This is a genomic window from Bacillus sp. AFS077874, from assembly GCF_002566505.1.
Taxonomy (GTDB): Bacteria; Bacillota; Bacilli; order Bacillales; family Bacillaceae_G; genus Gottfriedia.
This window is the reverse complement of the sequence record NZ_NUYF01000021.1, coordinates 13,980-31,343: the sequence shown is the minus strand read 5'-3', so window position 1 is coordinate 31,343 and position 17,364 is coordinate 13,980. Positions and strand designations below refer to the sequence as shown.

Genomic DNA, 17,364 nt, shown 5'->3' with positions numbered 1-17,364 from the left:
GGGCACACATAAAAAAATCGGCTAAACAGCCGATCATGTTGTGTAACTAATGCATGCTTTAGTTGAATAACTAATTTAAGAATTCGCCATTACCCGAACACTTTCACAAAGATGTTCTTTAATATCACTTAATGAATTGCTATGTAAATTAACGTCCCAGCACCTAAAAGTAAACAAAGTTATTTAACTCAATTATCCCTTACCTTCTTGAACTATCCTGCCAGTTATTTATTGAAACAATGGACTTATCATAACTTGTATAAAATTGGGTAATATCACAGTTTGTCTACCCGTAACCTTCTATCCACTAATGAATATGATGAAAAGAGACTAGTTACCTAGTTACTCCTCTCATCAATTATAAGAAATAGATAAAACTTCAAAAAAGGTCGTGGATATATGAATGAAGAAGAAATTTTCGAAATAGGTGCCAACTGTCTTCTAAGGGTAGGAAACCGTTTTTTTGCAGTTGTTGAAATAGAATCAGAAGTTCCTGGAGTAGATTTAGAGGTATTTGTTATCATTCGTATTAATATGGAAACAGCAAAAAGACTTAAAAATGCAGGACTTCATTTTTGCGAAATAAGAAACACTGCTCCAAGAGAAGATGACGTAACAGCAGAATTCAAGTGTATCTTTATAACGAACCGTCAGGCTTTTGCTCTTTTTGATGTGGAAAATGATATGGATCGAGCTGTTTTTGTACGAATTTCATTAGAAGAAGCAGAACGCGCATTAAGAAAAGGTGCAATGCGTTGTACTGTTATTGATGCAAGAGAGTAATATAAAAACTATATTTTGACTTATTAAATGACTATGTTATTTATATAAAGAAAGATCTGTTAAATGGATTTACCCTTGTTAAGTAGATAGTAAGAAAAAAGGTGTTTATTAAGCAGCCATAGCCCTGTATTCTAAAGGGCTATGGTTATTTAATTTGTTTTACTATTGTAGATAGTTTGACTTTTATAAAACATTAAAAATATTCTTTATCAAGGTTAGCAAATCCCTTATGCAACTAAATTACCATTTACTTTAATAAATAAATTGCAATTAAGCAGTTTGTGATCTTCAACTAAAGCATGCTTTAGTTGTATAACAAAGCATCAATTTAATCACTTCCAACTGATATTTTAAATATTTGTGGATTGGATATTTTATCAATAAACTCTTGGTACTCCACTTGTTTATTTTTAGAAATAAACATCTTATATTTTTTTAAATCTTCAATTAAATTAATTAATGAAGAACCAATATATTCTTCATCAGTGCGATAATACTCACTCATTTTTCTTAGTTCTTGATAGCTTCTCCAAAGTTTATTTGCATTGAATATTTCATTATGTAAAGATTGATTTAATTCATAAAACTCAACAATAGTATTGTCTTTACCATAAAGCAGGATATCGAAACCCATAAAATATACCTCTATTTCTTCAAAATCTTGCGTTTATTATATCATTTCTTATGCAACTAAACTGCCATTATGTTGAATAAGAACAAGCAAATTTCTTAAACATGAAATGCTTGTTTCGACTATTTACTAGGAAATATCTTTTTAATGATATTTTATTTACTATTATTTATTTTTTATCCAAAAAGAAAAATGAAAACCATCTTAATCACAACAAAAAAATACCTTCGTTAACAAATGTTATCAAAGGTATTCTAATTCAATCGTAAACGGTGCGTTCCGACGTATAGGGTTATTTGGTGATAAGTTTTTCAACTCTGAATCTAGTATACGGTTATAATATATCTTACGTATAAACCGTTTTAAGTGAGTATTTACTTCCATAGGATCTGCATTACCATTTTCAATATCATCCAACACAGATAAAACATTAGACAGTTTTTCTGTTACTGTTGAAGTATTAGTATTTGCAAGCCTAACAGTCAATTCTTCACGTTCTGCATTAAGTGATTCAATTGTATCGGTTATGGCTTCCTTCTTACTTGCTATTTCATTAACAGTAAATACACCACTAATGGCTAATTCAATTAATTTATTAAACTGTTTTGTTTGCTCTTCTATTTTTCCGTTTATATGGATTAACTGTTCTTCTAAATTGGCTGTTAAATTAGTTGTATCATTATTAAGTAAGAGTTCAATTTCTAGCTCTATTTCTCCTCTTAACTTACTTACTTCCTTCATTACCAACTTTTCAACGTAAATAGCGTTTATCCCCATATTAGGGCATTTAGTACCATCTTCCATTAAGTACTCGCACCCTTTAATGTAATAACTTTCATTTCGATTATTTTTACAAATCACTAACTTTCTACCACAGTTATGGCAATAACATAAATCTTTTAAAATCGTTACGCCTGTAACAGAGCTAGGTCGTTCTCTAATAATCTTTGCCGTTTCTGCCCTTGCATCACGAATACTGTTAGCCTTTTCCCACTCCGATACGCTAACAATTGGGGGGTGTGCATTTTCTACCTCTATCGTATTAAGGTTAATATAAACATACTTGCCATTCTGCTTAACTCGCTTACGATCATTAAACACTACCATCCCCTTATAAGCTGGATTACGAATGATACGTCTAATACTTGGTAAGTTAAACGCTTTACCTGTTGCACTTTTATATCCCTCCGCGTTAAGTATATCTCGTATACGATAGCTACCTAATCCTTCATTTTGTAGCTTATATATGTAACGGATAATATCTGCGCTTTTCTCATCTATTTCTAACCGTTTAGTATCCTTATTACGTTTGTATCCATAAGGTACAGTACCACTAACATGCATACCTTGTTTAACCATAGATAACTTATTATTTTTACTACGTGCACCTATTAAGGAGTGTTCTTGTGAAGCTATTAAACTTCCAAAACGGTACATTAATACGTCAGATTGACTATTCGCCAAGTCGTAAATTCGTTCTCTTGTAATAATTGGCTTATTATAATCAACACATGTCTGCAACACTTTTTCACTGATCAGTCCGTTACGGCTTAAACGGCTCAACTCAACTACCAATATCCCGTCATATAATTCAATATTGTTTAACATGCGTTGTAGTTGGGGTCGTTCGCTTAGCTCTGATTTTCCACCGCTCAATACTTCTTGGTACAATTCATATGCCCACCCACATTCCTTTGCATATTCCATTAACATGGTTCTATGGTTAAGTAAAGTATCTGCGTTTTCGCCTTTCTTCTCTTGAGATATTCTTAAGTAAATAGCAACGTTGTTTATGCTGCTAGCAATGTTACTTTTTTCTAAAATATTCAAAAGTAATCCCCCCTTAATTATTATTACTGTGTAAAAGGTTAAAACCGTACAAAATTTTGTATAAAATTAATAATACAATGAAATAAAAAGTACTGCATTATAAAAATGCAGTAGGTACTGCATAACCCGAAGTATGACCACGTAACCCCTCAATAATCTCCAACCCTTTTGCAACTGGTGCTCTAAAATGACCAATTCCTTCTGATAAATCACACTGATAAATATAATATGGTCTGACTCTTATTTTTACTAAGTCATGCATTAACTTTTTCATAATTGGTACGCTGTCATTAATCCCTGTTAAAATAACTGATTGGTTCCCAACTGGAACGCCAGCATTTGCAAGCATTTCACACGCTTTTTTTGCTTCTTCAGTAACTTCAATGCTCGTATTGAAGTGTGTGTTTAACCATACAGGATGGTATTTTTTTAATATTTCACATAAGTTTTCAGTAATTCTTTGTGGGAATACCACGGGTGCTCTTGTGCCAATTCTGATAATTTCCACATGATCAATTGCTCTTAAATTTTTTAAAATATATTCCAAAATATTATCATTAATTAATAATCCGTCTCCACCTGAAATAAGTACGTCTCTTACTTCTTCATTTTCACGTATATAGGCAATTGCTTCATCTAATTGTTTTTTTGGAACTCCCATACCAATTTGACCTGAAAATCGACGTCTTGTACAGTAGCGACAATACATTGAACATTGATTTGTAACTAAAAAAAGCACTCGATCTGGATATCGATGAGTTAATCCAGGAACTGGACTATCATCATCCTCTCCTAGCGGATCTTCCGAATCATATTTTGTTTTATTTAATTCTTTACTAATTGGTACAGATTGCATTCTAATTGGACAGCGTGAATCAGTTGGATTCATTAAAGAAGCATAATATGGCGTAATATTTAATGGAATTGTTTTCGTTGATATCCTTACCCCTTCTTCTTCATCTTTCGTTAAATCAATCACTTGTTTCAAGTCATCCAATGTTCTGACTGTATTCGTTAATTGCCATAACCAATCGTTCCATTGTTCATCCGTAACATCTTTCCATAGAGGAATATCTTTCCAATGTCTTTGAGGTTTATAAAGCTGATTTTTCATTTATGGTCCTCCTTGTTTAATAGGACAATTTAAATTTACTAAATTAAGTAAAAGTTTCTAGTTATATACCTACTTCTTTATATGCACTTAATAAAAAGTTGGTGAAAAGTGAAAAGCTTAAAAAACAGTATGAATTCTGTATAAAATGAAATAAACCGACTAACTAATCGTTAGTCGGTATCTGTGGCTGACGCTCAATAGTTTTTAGCAAGTTACAAAAGACGCACCGATGATAATTAATAAAATAAACAATACAACGATTAACGCAAATCCTCCGCCGCATCCCCAGCCACAACCGTAGCCTCCGCCGTAGTAAGGTGAATAACCCTTCATATAGATTGCCTCCTTCACTTAACTTTTAGAAATCACAATAAAGTATATGTAAGGTTTACAATCCTTGTTACATAGGTATTTGACCATATTTCGTGCAAAATTAAATCGAATTTTGGATCTAAACTTGACCTTATAGAGCTAAACTTATAGGTATATGAATGAGTAATCAATTTTGAAAAATCAACTTTAAGGAATAAAAAAAGTCTTGAGAAAAATTCTCTCAAGACTCTAAAACTTAATAAATAAATGATAATATATATGTCCAAATACAAACAAATGCTAGTAATCCAAAACTATATTTTAAAGTCATCTTAGTTAAATTTGATTCATTACCTGTTTCACCTACTGCAGCTGTTGCGATTGCGATTGACTGAGGTGAAACTAGTTTTGCTATTACCCCACCTGCAGTATTTGCTGATACTAATAACGAAGGATTTGTACCTAAAATATTACCTGCTGAAACTTGAATTGGAGCGAATAAAGTATTGTTATTTACAACAGAACCAGTCATAAATACACCAATCCATCCTAATATTGGAGATAAGAATGGAAATGCATCTCCAGTGTGTGCAACAGCTTGACTTAAAGCACTTGTTAATCCTCCATATGTCATCAATTTCGCGATACTAATAATTGCACAAATCATGATGATCGGTATCCAAAATTCTGAGATTGTTTTTTTAAGTAGAGATAAACCTTTACTTACATTTATTGATTTAGAAGAGAAAATAGTAACTAATCCTGCTAAAAATATTGCAGTACCTGTTGCTCCAATTAGATCAATGCTGACATTTATTGTAGACCCTGGAACAACGAATTTTATTACAGTTGAAGCTAGTGCTCCTCCATCAGCGAATAAACCTTTAAATGATTTTAAGCTCCAAATTAATACGAAAATTGTTAGTAAATAAAATGGTGACCATGCTTTAATCACGTCAGCCATTGAATAAGATTCAGTTTTAAACTCTTTCCCATTTAGTAAGAAAATATTTTTAGGTTGCCATTTTTTAAGAAATAATGCTAAAACACCCATAGTTAATAATGAAGGAATAATATCTGCTAACTCTGGACCTAAAAAAATTGTCATTAATGCTTGAGAAACTGTATAAGTAATAGACGTTACTAAAATTGCAGGTAAAATTTCTTTAATTCCTTTAAATCCATCGATTAACCAAATTAACAGAAATGGAATCGTAAAATTAATAATCGGTAATGTTAGTGCAGTCATGATTGAAACTTTCATTGAAGTTACACCTTGTAATCCAAATGTGTCAATAATTCCCACTGGTATTCCAATTGCTCCAAACGCACCAGATGCACCATTCGCAATTAAACATAGCATAGCTGCTTGTAATGGTTTAAAACCAACTGAAACTAATAATACCGCACAAATTGCAATCGGTACTCCAAAACCTGCTGCCCCTTCAAGAAATGCATTAAAACAAAATCCAATCAATAAAAACTGAATCCGTTGATCGCTCGAAATACCAACTATACTGCTACGTAAAATATCAAACTTCCCAGATTCTACGGTTATTTTGTATAACCACACAGCCATTACAATGATATAACCAATTGGCCATAATCCTTGAATGGTTCCTTGGGTAACACTTCCAATTGATTCACCAATTGGTAATTTAAAGATTGTTAGTACGATTATAAACGTAATTCCAAGGTTTAATAACGCTGCATAAATACCTTTCATTTTTAACACTGTTAAGCATATAAGAAATAATAGAATCGGTACAGCCGCTACTAGTGCTGAAATTGCAAGATTATCAAATGGATTAAAACTATCTACTAACATTTTGTTTACTCCCTTGTTTAGGTTCTTAGATTTAACCTATAAAAATCTAGTGTCCAACCTAATTATTTTATTAAATAACTTCACAAACTTTATTATCATTAATATTGCCTTATTAAATAATTAATATTTATTTCAAACCCTCTATGTTTTGTGAAACAATTCACATAAAGTGATAAAAAAATTAATCTATTTACCTAATTTATTCGTTTTTATTTGTGAAGAATTTAACAAAGTAAATTTTATACTATGTATTATTACTTAACAATGAACAATTATTTCTATTTATGGAAAAATACGGTATATCTCTATTTTCCTTTTTTGTTATGTATTTTCAAAATATTAGAGGGGAAATATAAACTAAAATACATAAATAGACCAAAAACATATAGAAGGAGTAATAGATTCATGTCAAAGTTCTTGCGAATATGCCTTCTTTCTTTTCTTGTTTTCTTTTTGACCAGTTGTCAAATTAAACCAACAGATCCTGGCCAAAGCCAATCAAATCCACTAAGTGAGCAAAAAATGAGCTTTAAAAATAAACTTTTAAAAAACTCATTATTTTTCCTTGTTATTGGAGTTGATTCTCGGGGCGAAAAAAACTCACGTTCAGATAGTATTGCAGTAGTTCAATATAATGTTGAAGACCGAACTTTAAAAGTTGCCTCAATATTAAGGGATTCATTTGTTAAAATTAAAGGATATAAGTATGGTTACGGAAAAATTAATCAGGCCTATTATTTAGGTGGAGAAAAACTACTAAAAGAAACAATTTATAATAATTTCGGGATTCCAATTGACCATACGGTTATAATCGATTTTAAAGGTTTTGTCGGGATTGTCGATACACTTGTTCCAGAAGGTATAACAGTTAATGTTAGTCAATCAATCATTAATGATATGAACTTAAAAATGAAACCTGGAAAAAATAAACTACATGGTGAGCAGCTCTTAAAATACGTACGTTTTAGACATGATCATGATAATGATTTTGGAAGAGTTCAACGACAGCAAGAAGTATTGTTAAAAGTCGTAAGTGCCGTTAAAGAAAAGTTAAATACTTTTGGTGGAATCGCTAGAGTACCTCTTTTATTAGACGATACAACAAAATATGTTTCAACTGACTTAAAATTAGATGAAATACTTTCGCTTGCTTCCATTGCCTTTTCTCAACCAATTGAAAAAATTGATCGCTTGAGTATTCCTGTTGATGCTGGCTTTACAAACGAAACTGTTGAACATTCAGGGGCAGTACTAAAATTAAACTTTTCTAAGAACAGACAAACAATTAAGCAATTTTTTAAAGCTCCTGCCCCAGTAATAAATAGTAAAAATAGTAATGGTAATAAAAAGTTGAAAAATAAATGATATATTGAACTTCACAAAAAAGAGAAGGTTGTTATCCTTCTCTTTTTTGTTTATTTTTTATCTTTCTGATTTTTGCACTTTCATTGATTAAAAGAAATCACCTTATAAGTATCAGATGAGTATTCCAAGATTGTGATACTAGCGTTTTTTATTTCTAGTTCAATATTAAATTCCTCTGAAAACTTTTTTACTATATTACGAATCGTATTGCCATGAGTGACAATTAATACATTCTCATCGTTTTTATTATTTTCGATAATTAGTTCATTTAGCCCTTTTTCAATTCGCTCCCATAGCTCGGAATAACTCTCTGCATGATGGTATGGATCAGATTCTTTTATAAAATTTGTAATATCTTCTAGGGATCGATTTCTTAATAGTTCTCTAAAGGAAGAATAACCGTGATCATTTGCAACTTTACCTAAGGCAACTGCTGAGAATTCTCCTTCAAAACTACCAAAAAAGGATTCCCGGAAGGCTTTTGTTTTTCTAATTACAGGAATTTCGTAACTGTTTTGCTGTAAAATTAGTTCTGCCGTTTCAACAGTTCTACCAGAATCGCTAGTATATACACGGTCAAACTGGGTATCTGATAATCTATTTCCACATTCAATGGCTACTAGTTTTCCTTCTTCTGTTAATGGACTGTCGGCCCACCCTTGCATTCTTTTATAACGATTTAAATAAGTTTCACCATGTCTAATTAAATATAAATGAATTCTATTTTTCATCTAATCACCCACAATGTGAATTTTGAAATCTAGTTAAAACAAGTTAAATATTGATCCTTATTTGCCAAAAACTTACCTAAATAAATCCCACTAGCCGCTGCTTGTGATAACGAGTGGGTAACTCCAGAGCAATCTCCAATTACAAATAATCCTTCTATACTCGTTTGAAAGTTTGAATTGGTTTCTATAATCGGTGAATAAAACTTTCCATCCATTCCGTAAAGAAGTGTATCCTCATCAATTGTCTCTCCAATAAATTCTTCCAATTGATTCAAAAATCCTTGTAAAATATTCAAATATAAATTAGGAACTTCATTTTTAAGGTCACCGCAATCGGCATCTAATGTCGGCTTTATACTGTTTTTTTCCATCTTGACATTAGTTGTAGGCTCACCATTTAGTAAATCACCGAATCGTTGTACGACGATACGGTCTAAACCATTATTTATTTTTCCTATAATTTGCTTAGCGTAAAGATTTGCTTCATTCAGTGACTGAAAATATTTAGGTGTGAATAACGTAAAATTTAAATTAGTTGTTCCTGATTCTTTTTCCTTAAAATTTTGTCCATCAGGCATAACTAATCCTTCTTGAAACTTTCGAACGATTCTACCTTTTGGATTCATACAATATGTAGTTGAAATCAATTCATCATATTCAAAAGCGAGTTTCGTTTCGAATGTATCTTGTAAAATTGAACGTAGCTGCTGTTCTTTCATTTCAACTCTAATCCCTAAATCTAAACGAGTTCTACCTTGTTTAACTCCAAGGGAAGCACACTGATCATTTAACCATTCTGTTCCGGATCTGCCTGTTGCAAATACTACATTTTTAGATTCGAATTTTTCTAAGTTAGTATCCAAATAGAATCGATTGTTCTCCTTTTTAATATCTAGAACATCAACTTCAAAGCGAATAGCAATCCTACTAGATAATTCGTGATATAGTCGTTCAAATATTTCTGTTGAAAGACGCGTACCGAGATGTCTAACTTCAGTGGTTAACATATGTAAATTGCAATCCTCGGCTTTTTTAGCCAAACTTGCATTTACAGTCGAATATTTTTGTACAGAACCTCCCCCAAAAAGGCATAATAGATCGTCAACCTCTTTCATTAATTGCTCAAGATTTTCTCTGCCTACCTTTTGAGCTAATTCTCCACCAAAATCACATGAATAGTTAAATTTGCCTTCTGATTTACCAAGTCCTGCAAAGCCATAATATTTTCCACAAACATCGCAATTGCATATTCCCCCTTTGTCTATAGCACAGGCCCTTTCCTCTAAAGACTTTCCTTTTTCAAGAATTAATACTTTTTGATTTGATTGTACTAATGTATATGCTAAAAAAATGCTACTTACACCTGAACCGATAATTGTAATATCATACATCTTTTTTCACCTTCTTGATTTTTTCACTTATTCTAATTGTACAATAGTTACTATACTTAAGTGAAATCCCCAAATTATAATTGGTAGATATTATCTTTAGTAAAAAAAACACGCCTTATTTGGCGTGTTCAAGAATTTTTATTCTTATCCTTATCTTTAAACTCTAAAATGGCGATCACAAACATACCAAAGCTAATCATTAATGATAAAACTTCGAAAGTAAAAATAAAAACCGCCTCCTTACTTTTAAGACTTCCCGGAACCAAGTTTGTCCTATACATTCAACTATTTTTTTTATTTTAATTTTAAAAAATTATCTTTAAATAGAAGGATTAACATACGGTTCTTCGATGCTGCAGTTAATCCAATTTCTTCCACAAACTTTTTAAGGTCTATTTTTTGTTAAAAATTGGAACAATATCACCATAGGAGGAATACAAATGGATCATTTCGAAGCATTTTTGAATAGTAAGAATTGGATTGATAATGATTTAGATGCAAGGTATATAAACATAAACCACCCCTATGCAATCTTAATTTCTGGAGAAGAAGGACAAATTACTTTAAGAGGAAACACCGGTATTGATAACGGTCAAAACGGAGAAGAAATTTTCTCCTTTACATCATTAAAAGAGCTACAAGAGTGGTTTGAAGATAATATTGGGGAATGAATTAGTTGTATTTAATAAATAATCCTACTCATGCCAAAATCTAAATTTATTGGCTGAGTTTTTTTATTTTATTACATTGTAAAACCCTCAAAAACATTCAATTAATCTAGTCGATTGTAAAAATTAATTTTTATGAATACATAAAGGATATTGAAGCATTTGCAACGAATAATTTTCTTTGGAGGTGTTTGATATGAGCAATAAAAATAATGTATTGAATGGTAATAAAGAAGATTTGTATCTTGAGGTAATCAACGAGATGAAAGGAATACAAATTCATTTATTAGAAGAGATCAATCGGTTAAACAGCGAAGTTAATTTTCTGATATCAGTTGTTCTACCAAATATAGATCGAGATAATTTAAATAATGATCAATTGGCCATGTTCGGAGAGATTGTATTGAATAAAAGAAGTTAAATAAAATAGTTAGTATTAAAATACTATCAAATGAAAAATTGATAAGTCTCTCAAGCAATCAAATCAAATTATGTTTTACAAATTACTTCTTTTTACCTCTTATAACCTTTACCACTTAAGATTGATTGTTAGATTGATGAACCAGAATCCATAGGTGTAAAAACATTTAAAGTAATGCAAATTATTTCTGCGTCAAAATTCAAAAGAAATTACCGTTTTACTCTTCAATCTTTTTAGAAAAAACTTTACCGTTATTCAATTGACACCAGTCCAAATCTGTCGTGTCACTGTATTTTGAGTTAAATTCATCTATAGAAAGGAAAACTTCAATATTTCCTTTTTCAAGCTCTAAAAGAAGCGTATATGGAGTTAAACCGTAAACATTAGAAACAGCAATTAATTCACCTATATGTATCTTTTCTGAAAAATCAATTTTATCTTCCATTTATATCTCTCCTTACCCTTTGGAATTGGTAGTCATAAATACTTTTATATACTTCCCTTAATACAAATATATCTTCAAAAATTCTTCAATATAAAATTTTTAAAATTAACCAATCTTCATTACAAATTCAATATAGTAAAAATGACTCAAGTATTTTTCTTGAGTCATTTTATTGTTGGCTTTACTTACCGAAATATTTGTATTAATAGTATTGTTAGGAATTAATTAGACCTAGTTTACAAATATATAAAGGAGCATGACATGTCATGCTCCTACTTTAGTTAAGTTCCGCTTGCATTTCTTCTATTTTTATAACAAAAAAACCTTCTGAATCAACTTTAACTAATTCCTTTTTTCTTAATTGATTTATTGTACGATTTACTGTCTCTCTAGATGAACCAATCATATTAGCAAGTTCGCGATTCGTAAAATGAGTTGTTATTTTAAATTGATTTTTATCTAAACATACCCCATTTGATTTACATAGTCGTGGTAATAACATAATGACTTGATCATATGTATTATGTAATGTTTGTTCAACTAATCTAGCTTGTAGATCAATAATTTTTTCTCCCAGAAACTTTAACAACTTAATACATAGTTCAGGATACTTAATCAGATTTTGCTCAAATTCCGCGACTGGTGTGATAATTAGCTCCGCTGTTTTAAGCACTTCAGCATGTGCTGGGAAGGTTCCTTTTCGAAATAAACCAACATGAGGAAACATCTCACCAGTTCGTGGTACTGAAACAATTTGTTCTCTACACGACAGATCAGTTATATATATTTTTATTTTTCCAGAGTGTATAAAAAACACGCGATCAAGTTTTTCACCTTGCAAAAAGACAAATGATTTTGCTTTAAATAATCTCATATGTGAAATATCCACTATCGATTGAAGCTCTTCATCCGAAAGATCTTTAAAAAGTGGTTCTCTTTTAAAATGATTAAAAATCACATCTGACATTCAAAATACTCCTCTATAAAAAATTCCTTCTACTTCGTTAAATACAAGAATTTACCTATCGCCTTTATATAACAAAAAAAGACCCCTGTACTTGGAGTCTTCATTTTATTCTATTTATTCACCAGGAAAAACCGGAATAAATTTAAATTCATTTACATTAAATAAACCTTTAGTCGTTAGTTTTATACTCGGGATAACAGGCAGCGCTAGAAATGCTAAAGTTAAGAAAGCATTAAATGTATTGTTTGGTCTAATTTGAAGTAAGGATTTTTCAATTTGATGTAATCCTGCCTCTACTTCTTCAGCAGATTTATTACTCATTAAACCGCCAATCGGTAATGATAATTTGGCAATTACTTTTCCAGATGATACGACTACTATTCCACCGTTCATTTCTTCAATTGTTTTAATGGCAAGGTACATATCATGATCATTCATACCGGCAACAATTAATTGGTGTGAATCATGAGCAATGGTTGTAGCGATTGCTCCGTCAATTAAATTTAACCCTTTAACAATTCCTAGACCAATCTCTTTTTCAGAATGATAGCGATCTATTACTGCTATTTTACATAAGTTTTCGGCGACACTTGGAATAAAATGAGTATCTTCACTTGATAATTTTTCAATTAAATGGTTTGTTACGATACTATTCGGATTAATTTCAATTATATTTGCTAGCGTTTTAGAGTCTGTTTTTAATTCAAGATCTTCAATTTTTAGATCTCCTAAGCTTACTTTTGAATCAATTAAATTTGACTCTTCATTTTTAATAAGTTTACTTATTTGTTTGTTTTTAACGATAAACTCATTTTTACACCAAACGTCCGTAATTTCTACTAATTCTAAATCGTTTAAAAATACAAAGCTTGCTTCATATCCAGGAGCAATTGCACCCTTTTGTTTTAAACCATAGCATGTTGCTGGATTTAATGTTGCCATTGAATAGGCCGTCACTGGGTCAACTCCATATTTGATTGCTGTTCGAATACAAAAATCAATCGAACCTTCTTTCATGATATCGTCTAGATGTTTATCATCTGTGCAATACATAATTCGCTGTGCATTTCGATCATTTACTGCAGGTAATAAATCCTTTAGATTTCTTGCAGCGGATCCTTCTCTAAATGCTACATATAACCCTGCTCTAAGTCTATCCATTACTTCCTGAACATTTGTACATTCATGATCTGTTGAAATACCTGCATATGAATATGTGTTTATTTCATTTTTAGTTAATCCAGCTAAATGACCATCGATCGGCTTTTGATAAGCGTGAGCTAATTTTAATTTATCGATCATTTGTTTTTCCATCGACATAACTGCAGGATAATCCATTACTTCAGCTAATCCAAGTACTCTAGAATGTGTCATAAAAGGCTCCAAATGTTCTGCATAGAGTATGGCTCCCCCACGCTCTAAAGAGGTTGCAGGTACACAGGACGGTAACATAACTCTAACGTCTAACGGAATATTTTCTGATGCGTCTAACATCATTTTTATTCCATCCACTCCAGAAACATTTGCGATTTCATGTGGATCGCAAATAACAGTCGTTACACCATGTGGTAGTACAGTTCTCGCATATTCACTAGGTAAAACCATTGATGATTCAATATGAACGTGGGAATCAATAAAGCCTGGTGATATATATTTCCCTTCAGCATTTATTACTACATTAGCTTCATAATCACCTATTCCAACTATTATTCCATTTGTAATTGCGATTGAATCCTCTATAATTTCTTTCGTAAAAACATTTACTATTTTCCCATTTATGATTAAAAAATCAGCCTTTTCAGCTTTTGTTGACGATTTCATTTCATGTAAGTTCATGTTTGTTTCCTCCTAAATATTTAGGAGAGAATATGCTATGTCATATCTCTCGTAGTCAAACTATATCGGCAGCTTGGTAGATACTCTTGGACCGGTAATTTCCAAAATTATACGAGCGTATTAAGAATCTCTTTATTTTTTAGTGATTCAGACTTTCTTCACACTGAATCATTTAATTTAAAGTGAATGAACTTAATTAGCTACTATTTAATTGTAAAAAACTATATTGATAGTATTCTATTAAATTTTGACTCTAAAAAGCAATAACTATTTTAAGGGTTTTAAATATAAAATAATTCATAATATTCTCGTTAATGAATACTATTTTAAAGGGATCGTAGGATGGTAATCGTAGGAGGTATGTAGTTTGAACAAAGTCGTACAAAAAAATCGAATAAACCCGAATATTTTTAATCATTTTTCATCCTATTCAAAAAAAGAGGACAATTTGTTCCAAGTTAATTTTAATCGATTTGATTCGTTCCAAAGGCTAATAAATAATAATTCACCAATAAGTTTTAAACAGGACAAAATAATAAAGCAAAATTTAGCTTTTATAAGACTCCTTAATGTTTTACCTAAAAAAATAAGCTTAGACATTTATATTAATCGTACTAAATTTATTTCGAATTTAACTTTTAAAGAATCAACTCAATATTTAACTTTACCTTCGGGGGAGCACTTAGTTGAAATTTTTAAAAAGAATGATCAATCAAAACCAATTCATTTAGAACAAATATCTTTACATGCTGAGCAAAATTATACGATTGCTATTGGTCAAAATTTTGATCAAATCTCGCTGTATTCTTATATGGATAATCACTCCTTGCCTCAAGGAGAAGCTAAAATCCGTTTTATTAATTTATCTCCTAATTCACCAAATTTAGATTTTGCAGTAAAGGCTGGTGAAGGCGACGTTGTTTTCCCAAATGTCCCATACCGAATAGCCTCAGAATATCTGCCTATATCGCCTATGACAGTTAATTTGGAAATAAGATTATCAGGTACGAAAACGATCATATTTCCTCTCTATAATTCAAAGTTTAAAGAAAATATAGTATATGATTTAATTTCAGTAGGGTGTGTTGAAGAGAACCCCAAATTTGAAGTTATTACATTATTTTAGTCGGTTCATAAGAAAAGTAACTTTTATACAAAATAAAAAACTCGGACTTATCATCCGAGTTTTTTTATGCCTCTTTAGGCAACGTTATGTAAAATGCTGTCCATTCATCATCAGAAAAACATTTAATATTGCCATCATGTTTTTCAATGATTTGTTTACATACAAATAAGCCAATTCCAGTACCATGATTTTTTGTCGTAACAAATGGTTCAAAAATTGTCCGTATGCTTTCTTCACTAATTTTAGGTCCATTATTTCTTATTTGAATTTCAATCTTATGCTCTAAATCTGAAACTTGATAATGAATCGTTTTTTGACCATCGTTTTCAGCCAAGGCATCGATTGAATTCATTAATATATTAAGTAAAACTTGACGTAGTTCATTTCTGAAACCTGGTATGTATATTTTTTGAGATATTCCTTCTTGTAAAATGACATTCGAATTTACAATACTTGGATATAAGAATTCAGTGATTTCTTTAAATAAATCATTAATTAAAAAGGATTCCACTATCTGATCATGATCCTTTTTCGAGACATGAAGAAATTGATCAATTCTAAAATTTAATTGATGCAATTCATGATCTATGATGTCTAAATATTTTAATTGTGGATGATCTCCTTTAAGTAATTTTACAAATCCAATAATTGAAGTAAGTGGATTTCTGAATTCATGAACGAAACTAGCAGACATTTGTCCTAAGATTGTAAGTCTCTCTTTGTGAGTCTCATCAATAAATTGTTTTTTCTCTTCAATATCTTGTGTAATGAGATATGAATACTGCTTTACAGTAAAATAAATAAATTGGTCAAAAACATAATTAATTTTATTAATGAGTGGCTGAAGTAGACTAATACTTTCTTCAAATTCTGACAAATGTTTAAATAGTTCACTTCTACCTATATTTGAGTTATACACAAAATCTCCGATGTTAGCACTTGCTTTAGCTCGTTCAAGGGCTATTTTATGTGCCAAATCCTTAACTTGATCTTCATTTATTTTGCCCTCAATAAATAATAATGTAAAGTCAATCAATCTAGTTCCATTAATGATAATCTCGGGTTTAAATGGATCATTATCGCTTATTACCGCTTGAGCGACCCAATTCTTTGTTAATGTAGGCATACTTTCCTTTATGAAAGTGCTATACCTACTCTCTATTGACATATCAATAAGGAACACCTCCAATAAAAAATCTATTAATTAAATAGTAACAAATTTTTAAATATTCGTTAAGTAAAAAAATAAAAATTTGTCGAATTTATTACGACAAAGTAATATTTTTTACAATATTCTGTTAAATTGTAAATTAAATTTATGAATATTTCTTTCATTTCATTCAGCACCTGAACTTTTACGATTGTCACTAGTTCTAGTAATAATAAAACTAAAAGTATACAAAAATGTCAATAATATGGTGTGTAGAATAGAATAAAGTTAGATACAATTAAATTAATAAACTGAAGGTAGGTATTTTAATGGCTGGAAATAATGTTGAAGATTATTTAATTAAAGGTATCTATGGCGAAAAGCAAATAAAAATTGAAGAACGAAATATTTTTTTAGGAACTATTCGCGAAAGAATTGAAATTGCGTTAACTACAAGTCAAGTGATGGCAAATTCAATTTATCCAATCGTTGAAAAATCAATCAATATAAAAAATGTTACTTTATTATTAAATGGTACACTGCCATATAATACAATTTCAAAATATCTTTTAATGGCAAAGAAAAAAAATATTCCCTTTTCACTAGTCAATAATTTACCCGTCCCTACTCCGATCGGGCTTGTCGTTACGCATAATGACGCAATTGATAAAAATGAAATATTTATTAAAGATGAGCTTTATAAATCAACTAATTTCTAACTAGTTCGGCATGTGAAATTTCTTATAATGTGTATAAAAGCGCAGCT

Annotated in this window: 17 protein-coding genes, 1 pseudogene and 1 riboswitch; of the genes and pseudogenes, 6 read left to right on the top strand and 12 right to left on the bottom strand. The window is 30.7% G+C overall.

Annotated features, from left to right (window positions below; translation table 11 throughout):
- Nucleotides 1-399: 399 nt before the first annotated feature.
- The gene (locus tag COJ46_RS18335) at nucleotides 400-783 is read left to right on the top strand and encodes a hypothetical protein (protein WP_097978895.1); all 384 of its coding nucleotides are present in this window, start codon (nucleotides 400-402) and stop codon (nucleotides 781-783) included.
- Nucleotides 784-1,111: 328 nt separating this feature from the next.
- On the opposite strand, the gene COJ46_RS18330 is transcribed toward COJ46_RS18335, so the two are convergent.
- The 5 genes and pseudogenes from COJ46_RS18330 to COJ46_RS18310 all read right to left on the bottom strand — a co-directional run bounded on the left by COJ46_RS18330 (nucleotide 1,112) and on the right by COJ46_RS18310 (nucleotide 6,498).
- Entirely contained in the window at nucleotides 1,112-1,417 is a 306-nt protein-coding gene (locus COJ46_RS18330) for a hypothetical protein (protein WP_097978894.1), read from the bottom strand.
- Between the two features lie 240 nt (nucleotides 1,418-1,657).
- Entirely contained in the window at nucleotides 1,658-3,244 is a 1,587-nt protein-coding gene (locus COJ46_RS18325) for a recombinase family protein (protein ID WP_286133678.1), read from the bottom strand.
- A 109-nt stretch (nucleotides 3,245-3,353) separates the two neighbouring features.
- A pseudogene (locus COJ46_RS18320) lies at nucleotides 3,354-4,358 on the bottom strand (KamA family radical SAM protein); the annotation flags it as partial.
- A 204-nt stretch (nucleotides 4,359-4,562) separates the two neighbouring features.
- Nucleotides 4,563-4,691, bottom strand: coding sequence for a YjcZ family sporulation protein (locus tag COJ46_RS18315; RefSeq protein ID WP_088010572.1), 129 nt, complete (start codon nucleotides 4,689-4,691; stop codon nucleotides 4,563-4,565).
- Between the two features lie 235 nt (nucleotides 4,692-4,926).
- A complete protein-coding gene (locus COJ46_RS18310; RefSeq protein ID WP_097977287.1) occupies nucleotides 4,927-6,498 on the bottom strand; it encodes an L-lactate permease in 1,572 nt (523 codons plus the stop codon).
- Nucleotides 6,499-6,903: 405 nt separating this feature from the next.
- Here COJ46_RS18310 and COJ46_RS18305 point away from each other — a divergent pair, with 405 nt between their 5' ends.
- Nucleotides 6,904-7,863 (top strand): LCP family protein, encoded by a 960-nt coding sequence (locus COJ46_RS18305; RefSeq protein ID WP_176522584.1) that lies wholly within the window; start codon nucleotides 6,904-6,906, stop codon nucleotides 7,861-7,863.
- A gap of 80 nt (nucleotides 7,864-7,943) precedes the next feature.
- Here the strand turns inward: COJ46_RS18305 and COJ46_RS18300 are convergent, their stop codons facing one another.
- The 3 genes from COJ46_RS18300 to COJ46_RS25265 all read right to left on the bottom strand — a co-directional run bounded on the left by COJ46_RS18300 (nucleotide 7,944) and on the right by COJ46_RS25265 (nucleotide 10,266).
- Entirely contained in the window at nucleotides 7,944-8,594 is a 651-nt protein-coding gene (locus COJ46_RS18300; protein WP_097977283.1) for a histidine phosphatase family protein, read from the bottom strand.
- Nucleotides 8,595-8,623: 29 nt separating this feature from the next.
- Nucleotides 8,624-9,985: an NAD(P)/FAD-dependent oxidoreductase gene (locus COJ46_RS18295; protein WP_097977282.1), complete on the bottom strand. Its 1,362-nt coding sequence runs from the start codon at nucleotides 9,983-9,985 to the stop codon at nucleotides 8,624-8,626.
- Nucleotides 9,986-10,113: 128 nt separating this feature from the next.
- Nucleotides 10,114-10,266 carry a putative holin-like toxin gene (locus tag COJ46_RS25265; protein WP_353615942.1) on the bottom strand — a complete coding sequence of 51 codons (153 nt, stop codon included), beginning with the start codon at nucleotides 10,264-10,266 and terminating at the stop codon, nucleotides 10,114-10,116.
- Between the two features lie 159 nt (nucleotides 10,267-10,425).
- On the opposite strand from COJ46_RS25265, the gene COJ46_RS18290 reads away from it, so the two are divergent.
- A complete protein-coding gene (locus tag COJ46_RS18290) occupies nucleotides 10,426-10,656 on the top strand; it encodes a hypothetical protein (RefSeq protein WP_088010581.1) in 231 nt (76 codons plus the stop codon).
- 193 nt (nucleotides 10,657-10,849) lie between these two features.
- Nucleotides 10,850-11,074, top strand: a complete 225-nt coding sequence (locus COJ46_RS18285) for a hypothetical protein (protein WP_097977280.1) — start codon at nucleotides 10,850-10,852, stop codon at nucleotides 11,072-11,074.
- Nucleotides 11,075-11,291: 217 nt separating this feature from the next.
- Here COJ46_RS18285 and COJ46_RS18280 read toward each other — a convergent pair whose 3' ends face one another.
- The 3 genes from COJ46_RS18280 to ade form a co-directional block, all read right to left on the bottom strand.
- Entirely contained in the window at nucleotides 11,292-11,519 is a 228-nt protein-coding gene (locus tag COJ46_RS18280) for a hypothetical protein (RefSeq protein WP_097977278.1), read from the bottom strand.
- 277 nt (nucleotides 11,520-11,796) lie between these two features.
- On the bottom strand, nucleotides 11,797-12,486 hold the full coding sequence (locus tag COJ46_RS18275; RefSeq protein WP_097977276.1) for a Crp/Fnr family transcriptional regulator: 690 nt from the start codon (nucleotides 12,484-12,486) through the stop codon (nucleotides 11,797-11,799).
- 114 nt (nucleotides 12,487-12,600) lie between these two features.
- A complete protein-coding gene (ade, locus tag COJ46_RS18270) occupies nucleotides 12,601-14,322 on the bottom strand; it encodes an adenine deaminase (RefSeq protein ID WP_097977274.1) in 1,722 nt (573 codons plus the stop codon).
- A gap of 32 nt (nucleotides 14,323-14,354) precedes the next feature.
- Nucleotides 14,355-14,457, bottom strand: a riboswitch (purine riboswitch).
- Between the two features lie 232 nt (nucleotides 14,458-14,689).
- On the opposite strand from ade, the gene COJ46_RS18265 reads away from it, so the two are divergent.
- Nucleotides 14,690-15,448: a DUF4397 domain-containing protein gene (locus COJ46_RS18265; RefSeq protein WP_097977272.1), complete on the top strand. Its 759-nt coding sequence runs from the start codon at nucleotides 14,690-14,692 to the stop codon at nucleotides 15,446-15,448.
- 64 nt (nucleotides 15,449-15,512) lie between these two features.
- Here the strand turns inward: COJ46_RS18265 and COJ46_RS18260 are convergent, their stop codons facing one another.
- Entirely contained in the window at nucleotides 15,513-16,616 is a 1,104-nt protein-coding gene (locus tag COJ46_RS18260) for a sensor histidine kinase (protein WP_098566173.1), read from the bottom strand.
- A 311-nt stretch (nucleotides 16,617-16,927) separates the two neighbouring features.
- On the opposite strand from COJ46_RS18260, the gene COJ46_RS18255 reads away from it, so the two are divergent.
- The gene (locus tag COJ46_RS18255) at nucleotides 16,928-17,317 is read left to right on the top strand and encodes a YueI family protein (protein ID WP_097977268.1); all 390 of its coding nucleotides are present in this window, start codon (nucleotides 16,928-16,930) and stop codon (nucleotides 17,315-17,317) included.
- Nucleotides 17,318-17,364 lie beyond the last annotated feature (47 nt).